The sequence below is a fragment of the Pseudomonas sp. RIT-PI-a genome, assembly GCF_001187875.1.
Taxonomy (GTDB): Bacteria; Pseudomonadota; Gammaproteobacteria; order Pseudomonadales; family Pseudomonadaceae; genus Aquipseudomonas; species Aquipseudomonas coleopterorum.
The window spans coordinates 30,324-51,176 of the sequence record NZ_LGIR01000011.1 but is presented as its reverse complement, the minus strand read 5'-3'; the positions used below and the strand labels follow the sequence as shown (position 1 = coordinate 51,176).

General features: G+C 65.0%; 16 protein-coding genes. 6 read left to right on the top strand and 10 right to left on the bottom strand.

All coding sequences use genetic code 11. The features are described from left to right. Nucleotides 1–23 precede the first annotated feature (23 nt). The 4 genes from pepN to AC788_RS02435 all read right to left on the bottom strand — a co-directional run bounded on the left by pepN (nt 24) and on the right by AC788_RS02435 (nt 4,807). Entirely contained in the window at nt 24–2,681 is a 2,658-nt protein-coding gene (gene pepN, locus AC788_RS02450; protein WP_049859043.1) for an aminopeptidase N, read from the bottom strand. Between the two features lie 12 nt (nt 2,682–2,693). Next, on the bottom strand, nt 2,694–3,524 hold the full coding sequence (locus AC788_RS02445) for a DUF2797 domain-containing protein (protein ID WP_049859768.1): 831 nt from the start codon (nt 3,522–3,524) through the stop codon (nt 2,694–2,696). 26 nt (nt 3,525–3,550) lie between these two features. Next, nucleotides 3,551–3,811, bottom strand: coding sequence for a YeaC family protein (locus AC788_RS02440; protein WP_043187898.1), 261 nt, complete (start codon nt 3,809–3,811; stop codon nt 3,551–3,553). Nucleotides 3,812–3,883: 72 nt separating this feature from the next. Continuing rightward, the gene (locus tag AC788_RS02435) at nt 3,884–4,807 is read right to left on the bottom strand and encodes a LysR family transcriptional regulator (RefSeq protein ID WP_049859042.1); all 924 of its coding nucleotides are present in this window, start codon (nt 4,805–4,807) and stop codon (nt 3,884–3,886) included. Between the two features lie 108 nt (nt 4,808–4,915). Between AC788_RS02435 and AC788_RS02430 the strand changes: the two genes are divergently transcribed. Together AC788_RS02430 and AC788_RS02425 are read left to right on the top strand one after the other, a co-directional pair. After that, the gene (locus AC788_RS02430; RefSeq protein ID WP_049859041.1) at nt 4,916–6,118 is read left to right on the top strand and encodes an MFS transporter; all 1,203 of its coding nucleotides are present in this window, start codon (nt 4,916–4,918) and stop codon (nt 6,116–6,118) included. Nucleotides 6,119–6,332: 214 nt separating this feature from the next. Then, nucleotides 6,333–7,259, top strand: coding sequence for a DNA-3-methyladenine glycosylase family protein (locus tag AC788_RS02425; RefSeq protein WP_049859040.1), 927 nt, complete (start codon nt 6,333–6,335; stop codon nt 7,257–7,259). A 39-nt stretch (nt 7,260–7,298) separates the two neighbouring features. Here the strand turns inward: AC788_RS02425 and AC788_RS02420 are convergent, their stop codons facing one another. The 3 genes from AC788_RS02420 to AC788_RS02410 form a co-directional block, all read right to left on the bottom strand. Beyond that, a complete protein-coding gene (locus tag AC788_RS02420; RefSeq protein ID WP_049859039.1) occupies nt 7,299–9,005 on the bottom strand; it encodes an amidase in 1,707 nt (568 codons plus the stop codon). Between the two features lie 17 nt (nt 9,006–9,022). Beyond that, entirely contained in the window at nt 9,023–9,403 is a 381-nt protein-coding gene (locus AC788_RS02415) for a RidA family protein (protein WP_049859038.1), read from the bottom strand. Between the two features lie 78 nt (nt 9,404–9,481). Continuing rightward, complete coding sequence (locus AC788_RS02410; protein ID WP_152965690.1) at nt 9,482–11,452, bottom strand: BCCT family transporter; 1,971 nt, start codon at nt 11,450–11,452, stop codon at nt 9,482–9,484. 244 nt (nt 11,453–11,696) lie between these two features. Here AC788_RS02410 and AC788_RS02405 point away from each other — a divergent pair, with 244 nt between their 5' ends. After that, nucleotides 11,697–12,470, top strand: coding sequence for a CHAD domain-containing protein (locus AC788_RS02405; RefSeq protein WP_049859037.1), 774 nt, complete (start codon nt 11,697–11,699; stop codon nt 12,468–12,470). A 33-nt stretch (nt 12,471–12,503) separates the two neighbouring features. On the opposite strand, the gene AC788_RS02400 is transcribed toward AC788_RS02405, so the two are convergent. Next, complete coding sequence (locus AC788_RS02400; RefSeq protein ID WP_442965528.1) at nt 12,504–13,649, bottom strand: methyl-accepting chemotaxis protein; 1,146 nt, start codon at nt 13,647–13,649, stop codon at nt 12,504–12,506. 727 nt (nt 13,650–14,376) lie between these two features. Between AC788_RS02400 and AC788_RS02395 the strand changes: the two genes are divergently transcribed. Continuing rightward, nucleotides 14,377–14,805 carry a DUF2231 domain-containing protein gene (locus AC788_RS02395; protein WP_049859035.1) on the top strand — a complete coding sequence of 143 codons (429 nt, stop codon included), beginning with the start codon at nt 14,377–14,379 and terminating at the stop codon, nt 14,803–14,805. After that, nucleotides 14,802–16,094: a PQQ-dependent sugar dehydrogenase gene (locus AC788_RS02390; protein WP_049859034.1), complete on the top strand. Its 1,293-nt coding sequence runs from the start codon at nt 14,802–14,804 to the stop codon at nt 16,092–16,094. The genes AC788_RS02395 and AC788_RS02390 overlap by 4 nt, the downstream gene beginning before the upstream one ends. 87 nt (nt 16,095–16,181) lie before the next feature. On the opposite strand, the gene AC788_RS02385 is transcribed toward AC788_RS02390, so the two are convergent. Next, nucleotides 16,182–17,378 (bottom strand): aminotransferase class V-fold PLP-dependent enzyme, encoded by a 1,197-nt coding sequence (locus tag AC788_RS02385; protein WP_049859033.1) that lies wholly within the window; start codon nt 17,376–17,378, stop codon nt 16,182–16,184. A gap of 163 nt (nt 17,379–17,541) precedes the next feature. On the opposite strand from AC788_RS02385, the gene AC788_RS02380 reads away from it, so the two are divergent. Next, nucleotides 17,542–18,723 (top strand): MFS transporter, encoded by a 1,182-nt coding sequence (locus AC788_RS02380; RefSeq protein WP_049859032.1) that lies wholly within the window; start codon nt 17,542–17,544, stop codon nt 18,721–18,723. Between the two features lie 12 nt (nt 18,724–18,735). Here the strand turns inward: AC788_RS02380 and AC788_RS02375 are convergent, their stop codons facing one another. Next, nucleotides 18,736–20,424 (bottom strand): Na/Pi cotransporter family protein, encoded by a 1,689-nt coding sequence (locus AC788_RS02375; protein ID WP_049859031.1) that lies wholly within the window; start codon nt 20,422–20,424, stop codon nt 18,736–18,738. Nucleotides 20,425–20,853: the final 429 nt, after the last annotated feature.

Here is a 20,853-nt window from a genome sequence, read left to right as displayed (position 1 = left end):
AAGAGGCCCTACGGATCAACCCCTCAAGCCAGGCTTTTGCTGACCACTTCGTAAACGTCGCTAGACAGCGGGCCTGAGGCCAGGATTCGCTCCAGCTCGGCTTTCATCAAGGCCTGACGCTTGCCGTCGTACTTTCTCCAGCGGGTCAGCGGCGACAGCTGGCGCGAGGCGATCTGCGGGTTGAGGGCGTTGAGTTCGATCACCAGATCGGCGAGGAAACGGTAGCCCGAGCCATCGGCGGCATGGAAGTTGATCAGGTTCTGACCGGCGAACGCGCCGATCAGCGCACGCACCTTGTTCGGGTTCTTCAGGGTGAACGCAGGGTGCTGCATCAGCGCCTTGACCCGTGCCAGCCCGCCCGGCAAACCACTGGCCGCCTGGACGCTGAACCATTGGTCCATGACCAGAGGGTTGTCTTTGAAGTGCTCGGCGAACGCTTGCAACGCGCGGGCCTTTTCCGCTTCGAACGGCGAGTTGACCAATACCGCCAATGCCGTCAGGCGTTCGGTCATGTTATCGCAGGCATCGTATTGTTCGAGGGTAGCGGCCAATACTTCCGGGCGCTCACTGAGCATCAGGTACGACAATGCGATGTTCTGCAGCGCACGGCGGGCGAAATGTTCCTTCTCGGCCACGTACGTCGTGCTCCGGGACACTTCGCGGTTGGCCTGATAGCGCGCCCACAACCCATCGAACAGGCCATCGGCCAACTGCTTGCGGGCGAACTCGCGGGCGGCGTGGATCGCATCGACGTCGGCGACCTCGCTGATTTCGGCCAGGTACGCCTCGCTGGGCAGCGAGAGCATCTCGGCCACCATCGCAGGGTCCAGCTCGGTGTTGTCCAGCACGCTGGCCAGGGCCGTCAACAGACGCGAATCCATCGCCAGCGACTCGCCGCGCTGGTACTGGCCGATCATTTCCTGCAGAACCTGCACAGACAGTTGCTGGCCCGCATCCCAACGGTTGAAGCCGTCAGTGTCGTGCTGCATGAGGAACATCAGCTGGTCACGGCTGTACGGGAAGCTCAGCTTGACCGGCGCGCTGAAGCCGCGCAGCAGCGACGGCAGGGGTTGCTCGGCGATGTCGACGAAGGTGAAGGTCTGCTCGGCATCGGTCACTGCCAATACCCGGCTGGTGCCGACCGCCGTGGCTTCGTCGGCCAGACGCAGCGGCAGCTCCTGACCGCTGGCGTCGAGCAGGCCCAGCGCAACCGGGATCACGAACGGCAGCTTCTCGACCTTGTCCGGGGTTGCTGGACAGCTCTGGCGCAGGGTCAGGCTGTAGGTGTGGGCCTGGGCATCGAAATGCTCGCTGACCTGCAGGCGCGGCGTGCCGGCCTGGCTGTACCAGCGCTTGAACTGGCTCAGCTCGACACCGTTGGCGTCTTCCATGGCGCGGATGAAATCATCGCAGGTCACGGCTTGGCCATCGTGACGCTCGAAGTACAGGTCGCTGCCCTTGCGGAAGCCTTCGGCGCCCAGCAGGGTATGCAGCATGCCGACCACTTCCGAGCCCTTCTCGTACACGGTCAGGGTGTAGAAGTTGGAGATCTCGATGAAGCTGTCCGGGCGCACGGCGTGGGCCATGGGGCCTGCATCTTCGGCGAACTGGTGGGTGCGCAGGTAGGCGACGTCCTGGATGCGCTTGACCGTCGGCGAATGCATGTCGGCGCTGAAGCCTGCATCGCGGTAGACGGTGAAGCCTTCCTTGAGCGACAGCTGGAACCAGTCGCGGCAGGTCACGCGGTTGCCCGACCAGTTGTGGAAATACTCGTGGGCGACGATCGCCTCGACGCGCTGGTGGGCGGCATCGGTGGCGGTTTCGGCGCGAGCCAACACGGCGCTGGAGTTGAAAATATTCAGGCCCTTGTTTTCCATGGCGCCCATGTTGAAGTCGTTGACCGCGACGATCATGAAGATGTCCAGGTCGTACTCGCGGCCGTAGGCCTCTTCGTCCCAGCGCATGGATTTCTTCAGGCTGGTCATGGCGTGGGCGCACTTGTCGATATTTTCCGGCTCGACATAGATGCGCAGCGCCACATCGCGACCGCTCTGGGTGGTGAAGCTGTCTTCGACGCACCACAGGTCGCCCGCCACCAGAGCGAACAGGTAGGCCGGTTTCTTGAACGGGTCTTCCCAGGTCGCCCAATGCCGTCCGTCTTCCTGGGGGCCGTTGCCGACCGGATTGCCGTTGGAGAGCAGGATCGGGTACTGCTGCTGGTCGGCGATCAACGTGGTGGTGAAGCGGCTCATCACGTCGGGGCGGTCGAGGTAATAGGTGATCTTGCGAAAGCCTTCGGCTTCGCACTGGGTGCAGAACATGCCGGTGGACTTGTACAGGCCCTCCAGCGCGGTGTTGGTTTCGGGGTGGATGCGCACGCTGGTGTCGACGGTGAAGGCATCGCTGCGCGGTTGCAGGGTCAGACTGTCCGCAGCCAGCTGGTACTGATCGGCCGTCAGGTCAGTGTCGTCGAGCTTGACGCCCAGCAGCTCCATCAACTCGCCGTCGAGCACCAGCGGTGGCAGACCGGCCCCGCGTTCCGGGTTGCGGCGCATGACCAATTGCGCATGGACCAGGCTGTGATCGTCGAACAACTCGAAGGTCAGGTGGGTCTCGTCGATCAGATAATCGGGCGCCTGATAGTCTTTCAGGTAGATCATTTTCGGTTGTTCGGTACGCATGCCAAAACCCTTCTACTGATGCACGGCCAGTTGGTAAGCCGTGTATTTGCGAATATTGATGACGCCGGAATCGAATATCAGGTATTGACCCTTGATGCCCAGCAACGTGCCTTCGGCGACGGGGTTCTTGTCCAGGTTGAAGCTGACGATCTTGCTTGGGTAAGTGTGCACCGGATAGCGGATCTCGATCGGCTCGACATCGTTCAGTGCCTGGATCGCCTGGAGACCGAAGCGGTCCTGGAGCATATGAATACCAGCGGCGCAGCTCTCGAACAATTGTTCGCGGATCGCCACCAGATCCACCGCCGGGGCGTCACCCTTGAGCAGCGCGCGCCAGTTGGTGCGGTCCGCCACCTGGGAGCGGAACAGGTCTTCGACCAGGCCCGATTGCTGTCGGGTCGCCACGCGCATGATCGGCAGCGCCTGGCTGGCGCCCTGGTCGAGCCAGCGGGTGGGCAGCTGGCTGGCCCGGGTGATACCGACCTTGACCCCCGAAGAGTTGGCCAGGTAGACCACATGATCGGTCATGCAGAACTGCTCGCCCCAGGACGGATCGCGGCAGGTACCGGCGTCGTAGTGGCATTTTTCCGGGGCCATGATGCACACGTCGCACTGCGCCAGCTTGGTCATGCACGGGTAGCAGTAGCCCTGGCTGAAACTGGTCTTGGTCTTGCGACCGCAATTGACGCAGTGGATGGCGCCGAGAAATTCCAGGCGTATCCGCGTGCCGATCAGGGGGTTGGCGGCTATCTGGGTTTCGCCCAGACGCAGCTGGTATTGCACCACCGGCGCTTCGAGGCGCGCGGACATCTTGCTGGCCGAACCACGGCCAATCTCCTGCAGGGTGTCTTGCGTGAAGAGATCGCTGGTCAATGGATCGAGTCCGACTTGAACAGGATGTTCTCGATCGGCGCGGACTTCGAGGCGCATTCCTGCGGGCCCATGTAGCCGGTGCGCTGGTCTTCGGGCAGGTTCTTGGCTTCCCAGGCGATGATCGCCTGCAGGGTCAGTTCCTTTTGCTCGGCGGTCAGCTTGCGGCCGTCGGACCATTTGCCGATCTCGACCGCCAGCTTCAGGCTTTCGTAGATATCAGGGGTGATGTTTTCGATCATGTGGGCGAATGACGACATGCGGAAGCCTCCAATGGATGCTGGCATTTTAAACGCTGTGCCGGGTGCGTAAAGGGAAATCCCGGCGGCCCTTCACCCAACCGTGCCTGCCGGGGTCAGCCGGGCGGTGAGGAACTCCAGCAGGGCATGCACCTTGGGCAGGCCTTCGCGGCTTTTCAGCCACACCAGGTTCATCGCCAGGCCATCGGTGGCCAGTGGCGCCAAGACCTCGACCAGGGCGCCGCTGTCCAGATGGCGCTGTACCAGCCAGGTCGGCAGTTGGGCGATGCCCTGCCCGGCCAGCACCGCCATGACCTGCCCTTCGCCATCGCCGACCGCCACGTGGGGATGGATGATCCGCCGCTCCATGTCGCCGGCCTGGCGGCCCTTGAAGTACCAGGGATAGACCGAGCCATCGGTCTGCCCATAGCCAACGCAGCGGTGCTGTTCCAATTCTCGCTCGCCCTGGGGCGTGCCGTGTTCGCGCAGGTAGGCGGGCGCGGCGCAGAACACCAGGCGCTGGCGACCGAAGAAGCGCCGCCCGACGTTGCTGGGCCAGGCATCCGAGCCGCCGATGCGCACGACGATGTCGATGCCTTCCTGAGCGGGGTCGACGAAACGGTCCGAGAAGGATATGTGCGGCTGCAGCCGGGGGTGCTGGGCGGCGAACTCGAGGATCAGCGGCAGCACGTGCAGCCGCCCGTAGGACGCCGGCAGGTCGATGCGCAGGCGGCCATGGGGTTCGCGCTGTTCGGCGCTCATCGCCAGCTCGACTTCTTCCAGGTCGGCGAGCACGCCGGTGCAGGTGCGGTAGAAGGTCTGCCCCGCTTCGGTCAACGCCAGCCGCCGTGTGGTGCGCTGGAACAGCCGTACGCCGAGCCGGGCTTCCAGGCGCGCCACGCCTTTGCTGACCGCCGAGTTGCTGAGGTTCAGGCGTTCGGCGGCGGCCGTGAAACTGCCCAGGTCCGCGACGCTGACGAAGACATCGATGCCCTTGAGGCGCTCCGAAGAAAACATAGCCGCTCCGATTGGTGAATTCAGTTCAATTCACAAGGTACCAGATGACCGGAATATGCCGGAGATTCCTCAATAGACTATTGCAAAATCCTTCCGGAGTTAAGTTCGATGCCTTCTTCCCCTATCGCCGGAGCCGTGCCCTCGGCTTCGGTCAACACCGCCTCGGGCATACAGATCCTGATCATGGCCGTGGCGGCGTTCATTATCGTGACCACGGAGTTTCTCATCGTTGGTCTGCTACCCAGCCTGGCGCGCGACCTGGACATTTCCATTGCGCTGGCAGGCCAGGTGGTAACCCTGTTCGCCTTTACCGTGATGCTGTTCGGACCCTACCTGACGGCGCGCCTGGCGCACGTCGAGCGCAAGAAGCTGTTCACCCTGATTTTGCTGGTCTTCGCTGCGTCCAACGTGTTGGCGGCAGTGTCCACCAATATCTGGGTACTGGCCATCGCGCGCTTCATCCCGGCCCTGGCGCTGCCAGTGTTCTGGGGCACCGCCAGTGAAACCGCAGGGCAACTGGCTGCGCCGGGGCAATCGGGCAAGGCGGTGGCCAAGGTCTATCTGGGCATTTCCGCAGCCCTGGTGTTCGGCGTGCCGCTGGGCACCGTGGCCGCCGACCTGATCGGCTGGCGCGGCAGCTTCTGGGTACTGGCCGGGGTATCGTTGCTGATCGGCGTGCTGATGCACCTGGTGATGCCGAAGTTGCCAGGCTCGCCGGTCGCTGCGGCCGGCGAGAAGCAGACGGCGATCTTGCGTCAGCCGCGCTTTCTGGCCCATGTGCTGCTGTCGGTGCTGACCTTTACCGCCATGTTTACGGCTTACACCTATCTGGCGGATATCCTGGAACGTCTTGGCGGTGTGCCAGCGGGTCAGGTGGGCTGGTGGCTGATGGGCTTCGGTGCGGTGGGCATGCTGGGTAATCACCTGGGCGGCAGTATGGTGGACAAGCGTCCGCTGGGCGCCATGGTGGTGTTCCTGGTGGTGCTGGGTGCGGGCATGACGGCGGCCGTGGCGTTCGCCGAGCAGCGTACCTGGTTGATCGCTGCGCTGATCGCCTGGGGCATCGCGTACACCGCGCTGTTTCCGATCTGCCAGGTACGGGTCATGCAGGCCGGTGCCAAGGCTCAGGCCCTGGCGGCTTCGCTGAACATCTCGGCGGCCAATGCGGGTATTGGTCTGGGCGCCATTCTCGGTGGCCTGGGCATCCGCCAGTTCGGCCTGGACTCCCTGGGTTTGCTGGCCACCGGCATGGCAGTCCTGGCGTTGATCGTGGCATTGCTGATGATCAAGCGCCCGGCCACCGCCAAGTAAGTGCCCGTGTAGCAGCGGCGCGAGCCGCGTCGGCGGGCAACGCAGGGTGCCTGGATGAACGCGGTGAGGCCGGACGCGGCTTGCGCCGCTGCTACAGGGATCGCGGTGTCGGTGGGTACGGCGGTGTGTCTGTAGCAGCGGCGCGAGCCGCGTCGGCGGTGGATGCAGCAAAGTGGCGGCGTGCATGGTCTGAACCCGCAAGGAGTTTTTCGCCATGCCCTCACGCCATACCGACATCGAATTGTTCTATAAGCCGCCCTTCGACTGGCAGCGTCTGCTCAGGTTTTACGGCGGTCGCTCCCGCGCGTTGGTCGTGACAGTCATCGACGGCGTGTATCTACGCACCGTCGAATGGCAGGGCGACGAAGGCCTGCTCAGTGTCCGGCGGGACGCGGGCCGCGACTGCCTGATCGCGCGAGTCGATGGGCCGGCCAGCGTTCACCTGCCTGCCCTGGTGCCGCGCCTGCGACGCATGTTCGATCTGGATCTGGACCCGCAGCAGCTGCATGCCGCACTCGACGGCGATCCCTGGCTGGGCCGCCTGCTGCTGCAGACGCCGGGCTTGCGCGTGCCAGGCACCTGGTCGACCTTCGAACTCATCGTGCGCACCATCGTCGGCCAGCAGGTCAGCGTCAAGGCGGCGACGACCATTGCCGGGCGCCTGGCCGAGCGTGCCGGGCGGGCCGTGGCGCATCCCCAGCACGCACAGGTGGCGTGGCAGTTTCCGACCCCGGCCGCCCTGGCCGACGTCAATCTCGAGCGGATCGGCATGCCCAGCAAGCGGGTGGCGGCGTTGCAGAACTTTGCGGCGGCGGTGGCCAACGATCAGCTGCAGATCGAAGCCTTCGTCGATGAACACACCCGTGCCGACCTGACACCCCTGCGCAAGGGCCTGCTGGCGCTGCCGGGGATCGGTCCGTGGACGGTCGAATACGTGGCCATGCGGGCCTGGCGCGACCGCGACGCCTGGCCAGGCAGCGACCTGGTGATCATGCAGGAGATCACCCGCGAGCATCCGGATCTGCTGAAACTGGGGCACCAACGGCTGCGCAGCGAAGACTGGCGGCCGTGGCGCGCCTACGCCGTCATGTACATCTGGAACAAGCTCATGGACCGCACCGACGGCCAGCGCGGTGGCTGAAAACGTGGCGCCACAGACGCCACGTTTTCAGCCAGACGCTCAGCGCTGCAGCGGTGGCGTGCGCGGCGGGATCACCCGGCGTTGACCGGTGGCCTCGAAGGCCGCGGCCAGGCGCAACAGCTGCGTGTCGTCATAGGCGCGACCGGCAAAGGTCAGCCCCACCGGCATGCCGATGTCGGCCATCAGGCCCATGGGCACAGTAACGGTCGGCACGCCCAGGTGACGGATCGCCAGATTGCCGTTGGCCACCCATACCCCGTTGCTCCAGGCGATGTCCGCTGCCGCCGGATCGACATCAGCCTTGGCTGGAGCCACGCCGGCGACGGTGGGAAACACCACCGCATCCAGCTTCAGGGCCTGCATCCAGTCTTCCAGGTCGATCTTGCGGGTGTGCTCCAACGCGCGCAGACCGTCGGCCAGGGTGTCGATCTGGTCCCAGGGCGTAATGCCCCGCTCCGCCATCTTCACGTATTCGTCCATGCCGGCGGCCAGGTCGCCCTCGCGATTGGGCAGCGTGCCGGGGTCATGGGGGAAGATCAGCGGGCCGTCGACATCCACCAGCCGATTCAGGGCTGGATCGCCGTTGGCGCGCAGAAAGTCGTCGAAGGCCCAGGCGGTGAGGTCCCACAATTCATGATGCAGGAACGCCGGGTCGACGATGCCGCGGTTGAACACGGTCGGCGCACCCGGTCGATCGCCTTCGCAGTTGGAGACCAGCGGGAAGTCCACTTCGACCACCTCGGCACCTGCCGCTTCAAGGGCATGGCGGGCCTGCTGCCAGAGGTCGATCACCGAAGCACGGGTGTGAATGCGCTGCCCGGTCGGGCCGCCAATGCCCGGCTGCTCGGCCGTGCCGGCCAGCGGGTCGGCATTGATGTACATGCGCGGCACACCGAAACGCTTGCCCGCCAGTGCTGCGGGCGATACGGCCAATTGCACATAGGACGCCGGGCGCACGCTGGCCACCTTGGGTATCGGCACCCAGGGTTGCAGGCGCCACAGGTCGCCACGGGTGTCGGGGTCGTCGGCGACCACCACATCGAGGATTTCCAGCAGATCGGCCATGGTCCGCGCAAAGGGCACGACTACATCCATGGTCGGCGTCAGCGGCCAGTTGCCGCGTACCGAGATGATCCCGCGCGAAGGCGTGTAGGCGCACAGACCGTTGTTGGACGCCGGGCCGCGTCCGCTCGACCAGGTTTCTTCGGCTAGCCCGAACGCGGCGAAGCTGGCTGCGGTCGCCGTGCCCGCACCATTGGACGAGCCGGAAGCAAACGGCGCGGTGAGGAACTCGGCGTTGTACGGACTTTCGGCACGGCCGTAGACGCCGCGCTGCATGCCGCCGTTGGCCATGGGCGGCATGTTGGTCTTGCCTAGGCAGATCGCTCCGGCAGCGCGCAGACGCTCGACGGTGAACGCGTCGCGCTGGGCGACCAGCCCGGCAAAGGCCGGACTGCCGGAAGCCGCGGTCAGGCCCTTGACCAGGTAGCTGTCCTTGGCCGTGTAGGGAATGCCATCGAGCGGCCCCAGCGTCTGGCCGCTCGCGCGCCGTGCGTCGGCCGCCTCGGCTTCGGCCAGGGCCGAGGGATTGGGCACCACCACGGCGTTCAGCGCGGTGGCCGTGTCGGCGCCGTCATAGGCCGCGATGCGCTCCAGGTAAGCCTGGACCAGTTCGACCGCCGTGGTCTGCCCGCTCTCCAGAGCCGCGCGCAGTTGGGCGATGGAAACCTCGGTGACTTCGATCATGCTGCTCTCCTGCACGATCAGCCCTTGGCGGCCATGGCGGTGACTTCGACACGCATGCCGGGGGCGGCCAGCGCAGTGATACCTACGGCGGCACGCACCGGCCAGGGCTTGGCGAAGAAACGCTGGTAGACCTCGTTGAAGGCCGGGCGGTCAGCCATGTCGGTCAGGTAGATGGTCAGGTGCAGGACGCGATCCAGCGAACTGCCGGCCGCTTCCAGCGCCACTTTCAGCGCCTGCAGCGTGCATTCGCTCTGCTCGGTGATGCTGCCCAGTTCCAGGCTGCCGTCGGCGCGGGTCGGAATCTGAGTGGTCACCAGCAGGCCGCCGAAGCCTGCGACGTCCGAGGAAATCGACTCCGGGTCAGGGTCCGGCACAAAGGTGATGTCTGAATGGGCCATGGGAAGCTCCTGAGGTCAATGATGGGCAATGGCGGGCATGTTACAGCCCAGCCATTGCAAATTGAAACGCCAGAGGGTTCAGCCCACCAGGTGCAGGAAGTGCATGTGCCGCTCGTAGTGATCGAGGATGTCGCCGATCACCTCGTCGCGCGACCAGCCCATCACATCGTGGTCCTGGCCCCCTTCGCGCAGGTGCACTTCGGCGCGGAAATACTTGCGCTCCTCGCCGGTGGGTCCGCTCATGACGAAGCTTGGGGTGGCGTAGGCATGGGGCCGGATTTCATAGATGAAGGCATCATCGGTCGGGCCGACACTCAGGCGCACACCGCCCTCCTCGCCGTCTTCCACCGTGCAATCATAACCCTGCAGGCGCCATTCCTCGGCGACGCTGAGGCAGGCCGGAAGGGCCACTTCCTCGATGAAGCGCACCACATGGGCGCGGCGCGGGAACATGGCCAGGGTGCGCAGACGACGCTGCCAGTTCCCGCCGGCCCGTGGCGTGCTCGGGGAAATCGCCAGGGCCTGATGGCGCAGGCCGCGCTTGGTGGCGTCCAGCTTGAGCGCCTTGAGCAGGCCGCGCATGCTCAGCAGCAGCGCCAGGGTAAAGGGTAGCGCACTGGCGATGGTCGCCGTTTGCAACGCCTTGAGGCCGTCGGCCAGCAATAGCGCGATGGCCACCAGGCCCATGCTCGAGGCCCAGAAGATGCGCTGGCGCACCGGCGTGTTTTCCGACCCACCGGAGGCGAGCATGTCCACCACCATCGCGCCGGAGTCGGCCGAGGTGACGAAGAACACCACCACCATGATGATCGCCAGGGCGCTGATCACGCCGGAGAACGGAAAGTGCTGGAGAAACGCGAACAGCGCCAGCGACGTATCCTTGTCCACAGCCATGCCCAGGTCGGTCATGCCCTGCTCGAGAATCATGTGGATCGCGGTGTTACCGAACACGGTCATCCACAGCAGGGTGAACGCGGTGGGCACCAGCAGCACCCCGGTGACGAATTCACGGATGGTACGACCGCGCGAGATGCGCGCGATGAACAGCCCCACAAACGGCGACCAGGCCAGCCACCAGCCCCAGTAGAACAGGGTCCAGCCACCGATCCAGTCGGTGGGCTGGTAGGCGTTGAGGTTGAGGGTGCGGCTGACGATCTCGCTGAGGTAGCCACCGGTGTTCTGCACGAACGTCTGCAGGATCAACACGGTGGGGCCGAGGATCATGACCATCGCCATGAGCAGCACCGCCAGGCCCAGGTTGAGCTCGGACAGCCGGCGGATGCCCTTGTCCAGCCCGGACACCACCGACAGCGTGGCCAACGCGGTGGTGCCGATGATCAGGGCGATCTGGATCGGGATCGATACCGGAATGCCGAACAGCGCGTTGAGACCGGTGTTGATCTGCGCCACACCGAAGCCCAGCGAAGTGGCCACCCCGAGTACCGTGCCGATGATGGCGAAAATGTCCACGGCATGCCCGATGGGGCCATAGATGCGTTCGCCGATCAGCGGATAGAGGGCCGAACGCAGGGTCAGCGGCAGGCCGTGGCGGAAGCTGAAATAGGCCAGGATCAAGGCGACGATGGCGTAGATGGCCCAGGCGTGCAGGCCCCAATGGAAGAAGGTGATCCGCATCGCCTCACCCGCAGCGGCAACGGTGTCGCCCTCGCCGTAGGGCGGATTGAGGAAGTGCATGACCGGCTCGGCGACGCCGAAGAACATCAGACCGATGCCCATGCCCGCCGAGAACAGCATGGCAAACCAGGTCATGCTGCTGTAATCGGGCGTGCTGTGGTCCGGGCCCAGCTTGATGTCACCGTAGCGGCTGACGCCCAGGAACACCACGGTGCCCAGGATCACCGCCACGGCGAGAATGTAGAACCAGCTGACGTTGGTGAAGATCCAATCCTGCACATGGGCGAACAGGGTTTGCGCCTGTTGGGGCATCAGGCTGGCGAACAGCACCAGCAAGAGCAGCAGAATGGCCGATATCCAGAAGACCGGCGGATTGAGTGTCGAGGCCTCGACGGGGTCTGACTTCACAGTCATTGAAAAGCTCCTGATGAGACGGTGCAGCAGTGGGTGTGTGGCTAGCTGTGACCGCACTGCGCGGCTGGGGTTTACCGACACGCTTCGTCCAGTCCGCCTTTGATCGAACGATTATGTGTCTGGATGTATTTGCTCACATATTCGCGCGGCGAGGCCGGCACGATTGCCGGTGGCGCTCTGTCTATCAGTGACGCTGCAACCTGTTCTTCGATCATCAACCGCTCGACCACCAACCGGAGGATCCATGGCATTCGTCGACACTTATGTGAAAGAGATCATCGCGCTGGAGGTGGCGCTCTTTCATGCGCGGGCTCGTCTGGAAGGCGCGGCGGATGCCGAAGCACTGCACGACCTGCGTATCGCCGTGCGGCGCATCCGCAGCCTGCTGATCCCGGTGCGTGCGGAACCGGCCATGGGCCCGCTGCTGGCGGCGGCCAAGGCCGTGGGACAACTCACGACCCCTACCCGCGACCTGGAAGTGATGGCCCAGGAACTGGAAAAGCGTGGCATGGGCGGTGCCGCCGACAGCCGCCGGGCGCGCCTGGAACTGGAGCACCAACTGATCGCCGAGCATGCCACCCTGCAGGCCTTGTTCACGGCGCTGGACGGATGGCCCGCCGCGTTCCGCGCCAGTGAGCCGGGCCTGGATTCAAAACACTTCGAAAAGAGGGTGGTGAAGACCTTGAACAAGCACGTCGACAAGCTGCGCCGTGCCCTCAAGGATGCCCAGTTCGATCGGCACGAACTGCGCATCCTGGTCAAACGCACGCGCTACCTGACCCAAGCCTTCGCCGACCTTTCTCCGCTGTCATCCAAGGCGGAAAAATCGCTCAAGGCCGTGCAGTCGGCGCTGGGCTCGTGGCATGACCACCATCAGTGGCGCCTCAAGGCCAAGGTCGAAGCCGATCTGCAACCGCTGGCGCAGGTCTGGGCCGAAGACTCGGCCGCCGAACTCGAGCGAGCCGAGGCCGAGCTCGACACCCTGGCGCGTCTGCTGCCCAAGCGCAGCAAGCGCTGAGGGCAGCCACGCGGTGGCCGGGCCGCGCGCGGGTCACGCCGCCTTGATGCGCGACGTGACCTGCCCCAGCTCAGTCGACAGTTGATGCAGGTGGCCGCTGGCGCTTTGGGTGCGGTCGACGTTGGCCTGGTTGGTGGTGGCGATGGCGGTGATTTCGACCAGGTTCTGGGCGATGTCGTCGACCACCGCGTTCTGCTCTTCGGCGGCCGTTGCGATCTGCCGGTTCATGTCCCTGATCGCCTCGATCGACTGGGTGATGCGGGTCAGTGTCTGCCCCACTTCCACCACCTGCTCGACGCCCTGATCGCTGCGTTGCTGGCCATTTTCGATGGCTTGCACCGCGTTCACCGCGCCGGTTTGCACGGTGTCGATGATCTGATGGATTTCCAGGGTCGAAGCCGCGGTACGTTGCGCCAGGGTGCGCACCTCGTCGGCGACCACGGCGAAACCGCGACCGGCATCCCCGGCCCGCGCCGCCTCGATGGCGGCATTGAGCGCCAGCAGGTTGGTCTGGTCGGCGATGCCGCGGATCACTTCCAGCACCTTGCCGATCCGACCGCTGTCGTCGCGCAACTGACGAATCACGTCGCCGGTCAGGGCAATCTCGCCGCGCATGCGGGTGATGGTATGGATAGTGGCCTGCATGGACTGCTCACCACTTTGCGCCTCGCGATCGGCATCGGCAGCGGCGGTGGCCGCGCCGGCAGCATGACGGGCGACTTCCTGCGCGGTGGCGGACATTTCCTGCATCGCCGTGGCCACCTGATCGGTGCGCTCGAACTGCTCGTTGGTGCCCTGCAGCATCACCGCAGCGATGGTGTTCAGCTCGCCGCTGGCCTGGTCCAGATCGGCCGTGCTGCGTTGCAGGCGGGTGAAGGTATCGGCGAGAAAGTCGCGCAGGGTGTTCGCCGCCACGGCGAGATTGCCCAACTCGTCACGCCGCTGGCTGACCACGCGCTCGGCCAGATGGCCCTGGCTCAGGCGCGCCACGTAGTCGATCAGGTCGCGCACCGGCGTGACCAGATTGCGGTTGACCAGCCACAGGCTCAGGGCGGTGATCAGCAGACCGGACAACAGCATGATGCCGATGCCCCAGACGATCGCCTGGTGGCCCTGCTCGTTGATCAACCGCGACTGCTCATCGGCCAGCCCGCGCAGCTCGGTCACCAGGGCGTTCATCTGCTCGCTGGTGGCACGGTCGACGCCGGCCACGGCGCGGTCGCCGCTGGCGGCGTCGGCCCCGCTGGCCAGGAAGGCTTCGCGACCCTGACGATAGGCCTTGCCCAACGTAGCGTGTTCATCACGCAGGCGCTGGGCGTTCTGGCTGACGCTGGCGGGGACGCCGGGCAATTCGCTCAGGGCCTGCAAGGTGGCCGCCACCGCCCGCTCCTGCTCCTCGAACTGGGCCCAGTACTTGTCCGCGGCTTTGGGGTCCTTGCCACGCAGCAGCACATTCTTCCATTCCTGCACCTGGGTCTTGAACTGAACGTTGGCACGATCGACCAGTTCAGTGGCCCGCAGCGGTCCGGCCACCAGGTGTGTGTAGTCATCCAGGCTTCCTGCGAGGAATTTGAAGCTGCCCAGAGCAATCAGCAGCAGGATGAGCAACCCACCGGCCAGCAAGGCCAGCACCTGGGCGCGCAGAGACGTTTTGAACATGACGAACCTCATGATTGGAAGCCCTTGCGAACGCGTGGGCAATCGCTATATCGGCAGGGCTCGGGCGTTGCTTGAGCGCGCCGGCGACGGGGCGACGTCCAGTGGCGAGTCTCGGGGCGCCCGATAATATTTCGACACGAACGCTTGTGAACTAACGCTTGGCGGCGGCGATCCTCTCTATGCGCAATAAGCGCGTCTGACCCGCCGGTGCATCCGTGCCGATGTTGTCCTTTGATGAGGGATTGTCGTGACCACTACTACCCAACTTGCCTATCGACACAGGCCAGGTCCGCTGCATGCGATCTTCCTGGCCGGTACCGTTCCGCTCTTTCTGGGCGGGCTACTGAGCGACATCGCCTACTACCAGAGCTACCAGATCCAGTGGAGCAACTTCGCCGCCTGGCTGATCGCCGGTGCCCTGGTGTTCTGTGGCCTGGCGCTGCTGTGCGCCCTCATCAACCTGGTCCGCGCGGAACATAAGGGCGGTCGTCCAGTCGTGTACTTCCTGCTGTTGCTGGTGACGTGGGTACTGGGTCTGGTCAACGCCTTCGAACATGCCAAGGACGCCTGGGCAGTCATGCCTTCGGGGCTGATCCTGTCGGTGATCGTGACGGCACTGGCGCTGATCGCGGCCTGGGTCGGTTTGACCAATCTGCGTTCCGGAGGTGTTCGATGAACTATTCAGGCGCCTTGACGGCCATCAGCGTGGCCTTGTTGCTCGCCGGTTGCGGCAGCGAAGCCGACAGCACCCAGGCCCGCGGGCCCGATCCCAAATTGCCGGAAGCACAGCGCGGCCTGTTGCCGAGCATGAAGATCGCCGAGCCAGTGGCTTGGGGCGACAGCAAACCGACCGTGCCACAGGGCTATACCATCAGCGCGATTGCCACCGACCTGGCGATTCCGCGCCAGACCCTGGTCCTGCCCAACGGTGACATCCTGGTGGCCGAAGGCCGTGGCGGCAGCGCTGCCAAGCTCAAGCCCAAGGACGTGATCGCCAGCTACATCAAGGCCAAGGGCAATACCCAGGTCAAGGGCGGCAACCGCCTGACCCTGCTGCGCGACGCCGACGGCGATGGCACCTACGAGCTGAAGACCGTGTTTGCGGAAAACCTCAACGCGCCCTACGGCCTGGCCTATGCCGACGGCAAGTTGTACGTCGCCAACCAGGATGCCCTGGTGCGCTTCGACTACACCGACGGCCAGACCAAGGCCAGCGCAGCACCGACCAAGCTGGCCGACCTGCCCTCGGCGATCAACCACCACTGGACCAAGTCGCTGGCCATCAGCGACGACGGCCGCTACCTGTACGTGGGCATCGGTTCCAACAGCAACGTGACCGAACGAGGCATGGAAGTCGAGATCGACCGCGCCATGGTCTGGCAGATCGATGCCCAGACCGGCGCGCACAAGCCCTATGCAACGGGTATCCGCAACCCGACGGCACTGACCATCCAGCCGGGCACCGGCCAGCTGTGGGCCGTGGTCAACGAACGTGACGAGCTGGGTCCGGACCTGGTGCCGGACTACCTGAGTTCGGTCCGCGAAGGGCAGTTCTATGGCTGGCCGTACAGCTACTGGGGCCAGAACGTCGATCCTCGCGCCCAGCCACAGAATCCGGAAAAAGTCGCGGCGGCGGTCAAGCCCGATTACAGCCTTGGCTCGCACGTGGCCGCCCTGGGTGTGGATTTCTCGATTCCAGCCATGGGCGAGAAGTTCGCCCAGGGCGCCTTCGTTGGCGAACACGGTAGCTGGAACCGCGACAACCCCGTGGGCTACAAGGTGATCTTCGTGCCGTTCGCCGGCAACAAACCCGCCGGCGAGCCCATCGATTTCGCCACGGGCTTCCGTGGTGACGATGGCAAGACCCGTGGCCGTCCGGTCGGTGTAACGGTCGATCCGCGCGGCGCGCTGATCATCGCCGACGACCTGGCCAACACCATCTGGCGCGTCACACCCAGCCGTTGAGGCTGGCTTCGGGGCGCCCTGCCCCGAGGTGTTGTCCACCGGCGCGCGTTCAGCGCGCCGGTTGTTTATTGCCCCCCTGCTTCCCGATCAGCGACTCATCACCGTCAAGGCATCGACCAGGGCGTGCATGTCGGCGGGCGTCGTGTTGATCCCCGGTGTCACCCGAATGCAGGGCCCGCAGGCGGAGCCGTCACGGGCGACGGTGAAGATATCGAACTGGGCGAGGAGCTGGTCGATCTTGCCCTGCTGGTCCTGCACGTCGCGAAAACGGAACGAGGCGATGCAGCAGGACAGGCGCGGGTCTTCGGGCGTGAGCACTTCGATGCCCGGCAGCCTTCGTGCAGGCGTCAGCCACAGGTCACGCAAGTAACGCAGGCGCGCGCCCTTCACTGGCCAGCCGCCCAATGCCTGGTGTTCGGCAAACACCGTGGGCAGGCTCATCAACGCGGGGACGTTGGGGGTGCCGTAGGGGCTCAGGCAGCGAATGTCGTCGGCTGGATAGCTGGGGTTGCCCATGTCCGGGGAGAAATCGGCCAGGCGTTCGCGGCGAACGTGAATGACCCCCAGGCTGAGCGGCGCGCCGATCCATTTCTGCAGGTTGAAGCCCGCCAGCTCGATGCCCAGGTCGTGCAGATCGACCTCCATCTGACCGAGCGAATGGGCGCCGTCCAGAATCACGTCGATGCCGTGGGCACGGGCCTCGGCGGCAATGCCCTTGATCGGCATGACCAGCCCGGTACGGTGCGTGACGTGAGTCAACGCCATGAGCTTGAGCCGCGGATGGGTGGCGAAGGCCCGGCGGTAGGTCTGGAGCAAAGCCTCGTAGCTGGCGGGGTGATCATGGACCAGACGTACCAGCTCGACACCGCGGGCCTGCTGCAGCCAGTCGAAGGCACCCTGCACCGAGCCGTAGTCCAGGTCGCTGATCAACACCTGATCGCCCGGCTGCAGACACGTGTAGTTGCGGATCAGCGAATACAGGGCCTCGGATGCGCTGCGGGCGAAGGTCAGTTCGCCTGCGGGCACGCCCATCAGCTCGGCGAGCTGCTGGCGGATGGCGTCGGCCTCATGCTTGTCGAAGTGCTGGCGCACGTGCACCGAGTTGCTGCGGTTGACATGACGGATCGCGTCTTCATAGGCGCTCACCACGCCTTCGCTCATGCGACCGAAATAACCGCCGTCGAGGTTGATCGGCCCGTCGTCGCGTGGGTAGCGTGCAGCAACGTCCGTCCAGAAGGTTTCATCCATGGCCAATTCGGCGGGGCTTTGCGTTACGCAGGGCATGACAGCACGCTCTTGAGGGGAAGACACCGAGCATCGCTTTGCCGGACGTGGGATGCAAGGGGCAACGCCGGTCGTCGCTGACATGAACTGAGCGCCCTTGGTTATTTGACCATTCGTTCAACAATCCCTAGGGTAGCCAGCTTCATTTTTGTCCGAGACGCTCATGACCACCCGTTCCAAGCTTCCGCCGACCGTCTACCTGTTGGGGTTGACGATTTTCTCGCTGGTGACCGCCGAGTTCATGGTAGCCGGGATGATGCCCGCGCTGGCCGCCGCGTTTTCCGTGAGCCTGGCCCAGGTCGGCAACCTGATTGCGCTGTATGCACTGGGCATGGCCCTGGGCGGGCCACCGGTCACGGTGCTGTTGCTGTCGCGCGGGATCAGCAATCAGCGGGCGCTGGTCGGTCTGCTGGCGGTGTACGTGCTGGCCGGGGCGCTGGCCGCCGCCGCGCCCACCTACACGGTTCTGGCCTTGGCACGCATCGTCATGGGCGTGTCCAGCGCCGCCTGCATCGGCCTGTGCATGACCCTGTGCGCCGGGCTGGTCAGCCTGCAGGACCGCGGCCGGGCCATTTCGGTGGTGCTGGCCGGGCTGATGCTGTCGCCGGTGGCCGGCGTACCGGCGACCGCCTGGGTCGAACATCACTATGGCTGGCGGGCCAGTGCCTGGCTGGTGGTGGCCTTGGCCTCGCTGTGCACGGTGCTGGTTGCGACGCGCCTGCCGCGCGCCGAGGCCGGCGACGAGCCGTCGCTGGGCAGACAGTGGATCAGCCTGAAGAACCGCAGCCTATGGGGTGCCTACATCACCAGCGGCCTGATCATCGGCGCGACCTTCGCTGCGTTCAGTTATTGCACGCCGATCCTGATCGAGGAAGTCGGCGTGGCTCCCGCCCAGGTGGCGCCGTTGCTGGCGCTGTACGGCGTGGCCAACGTACTGGGCAACATGGTAGTGGGCCGGATCGCCGATCGGCATACCTTCGCCGCCCTGGGTTGGGGCTTGGCCCTGCTGGTGCTGGCGCTGGGCGGATTCGCCCTCGCCGGTCAGGTGTTCTGGCTGAACCTGGCCTGCTTCCTCACCGTTGGCCTGACCGGGGTCGCGCTGAACCCGGCCATGGTCGCGCGGGTGATGAAGGCCGCCGAGCCCGGCGCGCTGGTCAACACCCTGCACACCTCGGTGATCACCGCTGGGCTGGCCCTGGGCAGTTGGGCCGGTGGTGCGGTGATCGATGCTGGTCTGGGGCTGCGCGCCCCGTTGTGGCTGGGCGCCGGCATGGCGCTGCTGGGCCTGCTCAGTCTGCTGCGGCCCTGGTACAACGCCACCGCGCCCGCCGCCGCGGCACGCTGAGACCAACTCAGCCTAAAGCGGTTTGGCCAATATGCCGGAGGGGGCATGGTCGGCCGCCGACGCTGGGTCGGTCTGATCCAGCTCTCGTGACACCGAAAGCCGCTCCTCGGCGATGCGCTGAACCAGATTCAGCGCACGCTCGGCACTGCCCAGCAACGCCAGGATGGCGCCGCGTTCGTCCCAGCCCAGTTTCTGCTCGGGCTGCAGGCAGCGCTCGCGCAGGGCCAGCAGGTCCCTGGCATGGGCGTTCGGCAGGTAGGCGCCCTGTGGCCCCTTGCGCACGGCCGGCTCGACGATATCGAGAATGGCGTCGACGATTTTCCGCGCATTGGCGCAGAACACCTGGCGCTCGATGCGGCGGGCGATCTGCGACAGGGTTCGGGTCAGGCTTGCGCTGAAGTCTTCTTCCTCGATGAGGCTGGCGAGCAGATTGGTTTGCCGCGCCGTGACATCGTTCTTGAACATCTGCGCGGTGTAACCGCGAATTTCCTGGCTCAGGGTGTCCAGCGCATGCTCATGTTCCGCGGCGTTCTTCAGCGCCTGGGATTGGCCGCGCGCTGCGTCCAGCAGCAGGCCCATGCCCTGGCTGTAGCGGGTCAGTTCCTGGCTGACGGCGGCCACGCCGGTGTTGACGTTGGCCAGCGCGGCACGGTCGAGATGACGCGGTACGGCATAGTCCTCCGCGTCGCTGCGGCTGGCGCCGATGCGCGAGAGCACACGCTCGAACACGCCGATGAAGGGAAACATCAGCGCCGTGTTGAAGATGTTGAAGCCGATGGAGTAAAGCCCCACCGCCACGGGCACCATCGGGAAGCTTTCCTTGCCATCGACCGTATCGGTACGGGTCACGTCCATGCCGAACAGGCCCATGGTCCCTTGCAGGATGTCCATGGACACAAAGAACAGCGGAAACATCACGGCAACGCCGATGAAGTTGAAGGCGATGTGGGCATAGGCCGCGCGCTTGGCGTTCTTCGACAGGTTGAGCGAGGCCAGCCATGAGGTGACGGTGGTGCCCAGGTCGGCGCCGAGGGAGAACGCCACCGCCGTCTGCCAATCCAGAATGCCAGCCGCCCCCAGGCCCATGACGATGCCGATGGTGGCCGACGAGGAATGGATCATGGCGGTGATGCCGGCGGCGGTCAGCACGCAGATGGCCAGGCCGGTGTAGCTGTCGGCGCGCAATCCGGAGATGACCGACATCACTTCCGGCAGTTCGCGCAGGGGCTTGAGCCCGCCGGTCAACAGGTTCAGGCCGTAGAAGATCAACGAGAAACCGATGATGGCAATGGCCAGATGACGGGTCTTTTCGTTCTTGCTGAAGACATAGACCAGGGCGAACAGCCCGGCGAAGATCAGTCCCAGCGGCCCCAGCGGCATGGCGATCAAGCCGTTGCCCAGGGTGGTGCCGATGTTGGCGCCCATGATCACGCTGATGGCCGGCCGCAGCCCGACCACGCCGGCGTTGACCAGCCCGACCGTCATGACGGTCATGGCCGTGCTGGATTGCAGTACGCCGGTGATCACGGTGCCGGCGGCCAGGCCCTTGGCCGGCGTGCCGGCCAGCTTGGCCAGCCAGGCGCGCATGCGGTTGGCCGCCAGGTTGTTGATGCCGTCGGACATGAATTCCAGCCCGAGCATGAAAATGCCCAGGCCACCGATGACAGGGACCAGCAGGTCTTTGAAGATATCGATTTCCATGGCGGCTCTTTGCGGTAGGGAGGATGGCCGGCGCGCCCGGGGTGTGATCCTCGAAGCTAGACATGAAATGTGACATATGGGTGACGCGCGGCCGCCATTTCCCCTTGCTGCGACCGCCGGTGTAGTGGCCGAGTGCAGCTGAAGCGGCTTGCGCCGCTGCTACGAAACACCGCGTTCCCCTGTAGCAGCGGCGCGAGCCGCGTCCGGGACAACGCGGAGAAACGGACACACCGCATGGCCAATGACGCGGCTTGCGCCGCTGCTACAGAGGCTTGCGAGCCGCGTCCGGGGACGACGCGAAAGGATTGACGCGCCGCTCAAGCGTGACGCGGCAACAGGGCATTTTTTGCCGTCATGAGCGACGTACGTAGGAAATTTCTGACACAATAGTGCAAACGATTCGCATTATCTTGTCTAGCCAGGAAGCTT

Coding starts and splice junctions, on each gene's coding strand:
- AC788_RS02400 (WP_442965528.1), bottom strand. CDS start 13,649: ATGAACGCCCTGGTGACCGAGCTGCGCGGGCTGGCCGATGAGCAGTCG.
- AC788_RS02440 (WP_043187898.1), bottom strand. CDS start 3,811: ATGTCGTCATTCGCCCACATGATCGAAAACATCACCCCTGATATCTAC.
- AC788_RS02405 (WP_049859037.1), top strand. CDS start 11,697: ATGGCATTCGTCGACACTTATGTGAAAGAGATCATCGCGCTGGAGGTG.
- AC788_RS02385 (WP_049859033.1), bottom strand. CDS start 17,378: ATGCCCTGCGTAACGCAAAGCCCCGCCGAATTGGCCATGGATGAAACC.
- AC788_RS02410 (WP_152965690.1), bottom strand. CDS start 11,452: ATGACTGTGAAGTCAGACCCCGTCGAGGCCTCGACACTCAATCCGCCG.
- AC788_RS02425 (WP_049859040.1), top strand. CDS start 6,333: ATGCCCTCACGCCATACCGACATCGAATTGTTCTATAAGCCGCCCTTC.
- AC788_RS02435 (WP_049859042.1), bottom strand. CDS start 4,807: ATGTTTTCTTCGGAGCGCCTCAAGGGCATCGATGTCTTCGTCAGCGTC.
- AC788_RS02420 (WP_049859039.1), bottom strand. CDS start 9,005: ATGATCGAAGTCACCGAGGTTTCCATCGCCCAACTGCGCGCGGCTCTG.
- AC788_RS02390 (WP_049859034.1), top strand. CDS start 14,802: ATGAACTATTCAGGCGCCTTGACGGCCATCAGCGTGGCCTTGTTGCTC.
- AC788_RS02415 (WP_049859038.1), bottom strand. CDS start 9,403: ATGGCCCATTCAGACATCACCTTTGTGCCGGACCCTGACCCGGAGTCG.
- AC788_RS02430 (WP_049859041.1), top strand. CDS start 4,916: ATGCCTTCTTCCCCTATCGCCGGAGCCGTGCCCTCGGCTTCGGTCAAC.
- AC788_RS02380 (WP_049859032.1), top strand. CDS start 17,542: ATGACCACCCGTTCCAAGCTTCCGCCGACCGTCTACCTGTTGGGGTTG.
- AC788_RS02375 (WP_049859031.1), bottom strand. CDS start 20,424: ATGGAAATCGATATCTTCAAAGACCTGCTGGTCCCTGTCATCGGTGGC.
- pepN (WP_049859043.1), bottom strand. CDS start 2,681: ATGCGTACCGAACAACCGAAAATGATCTACCTGAAAGACTATCAGGCG.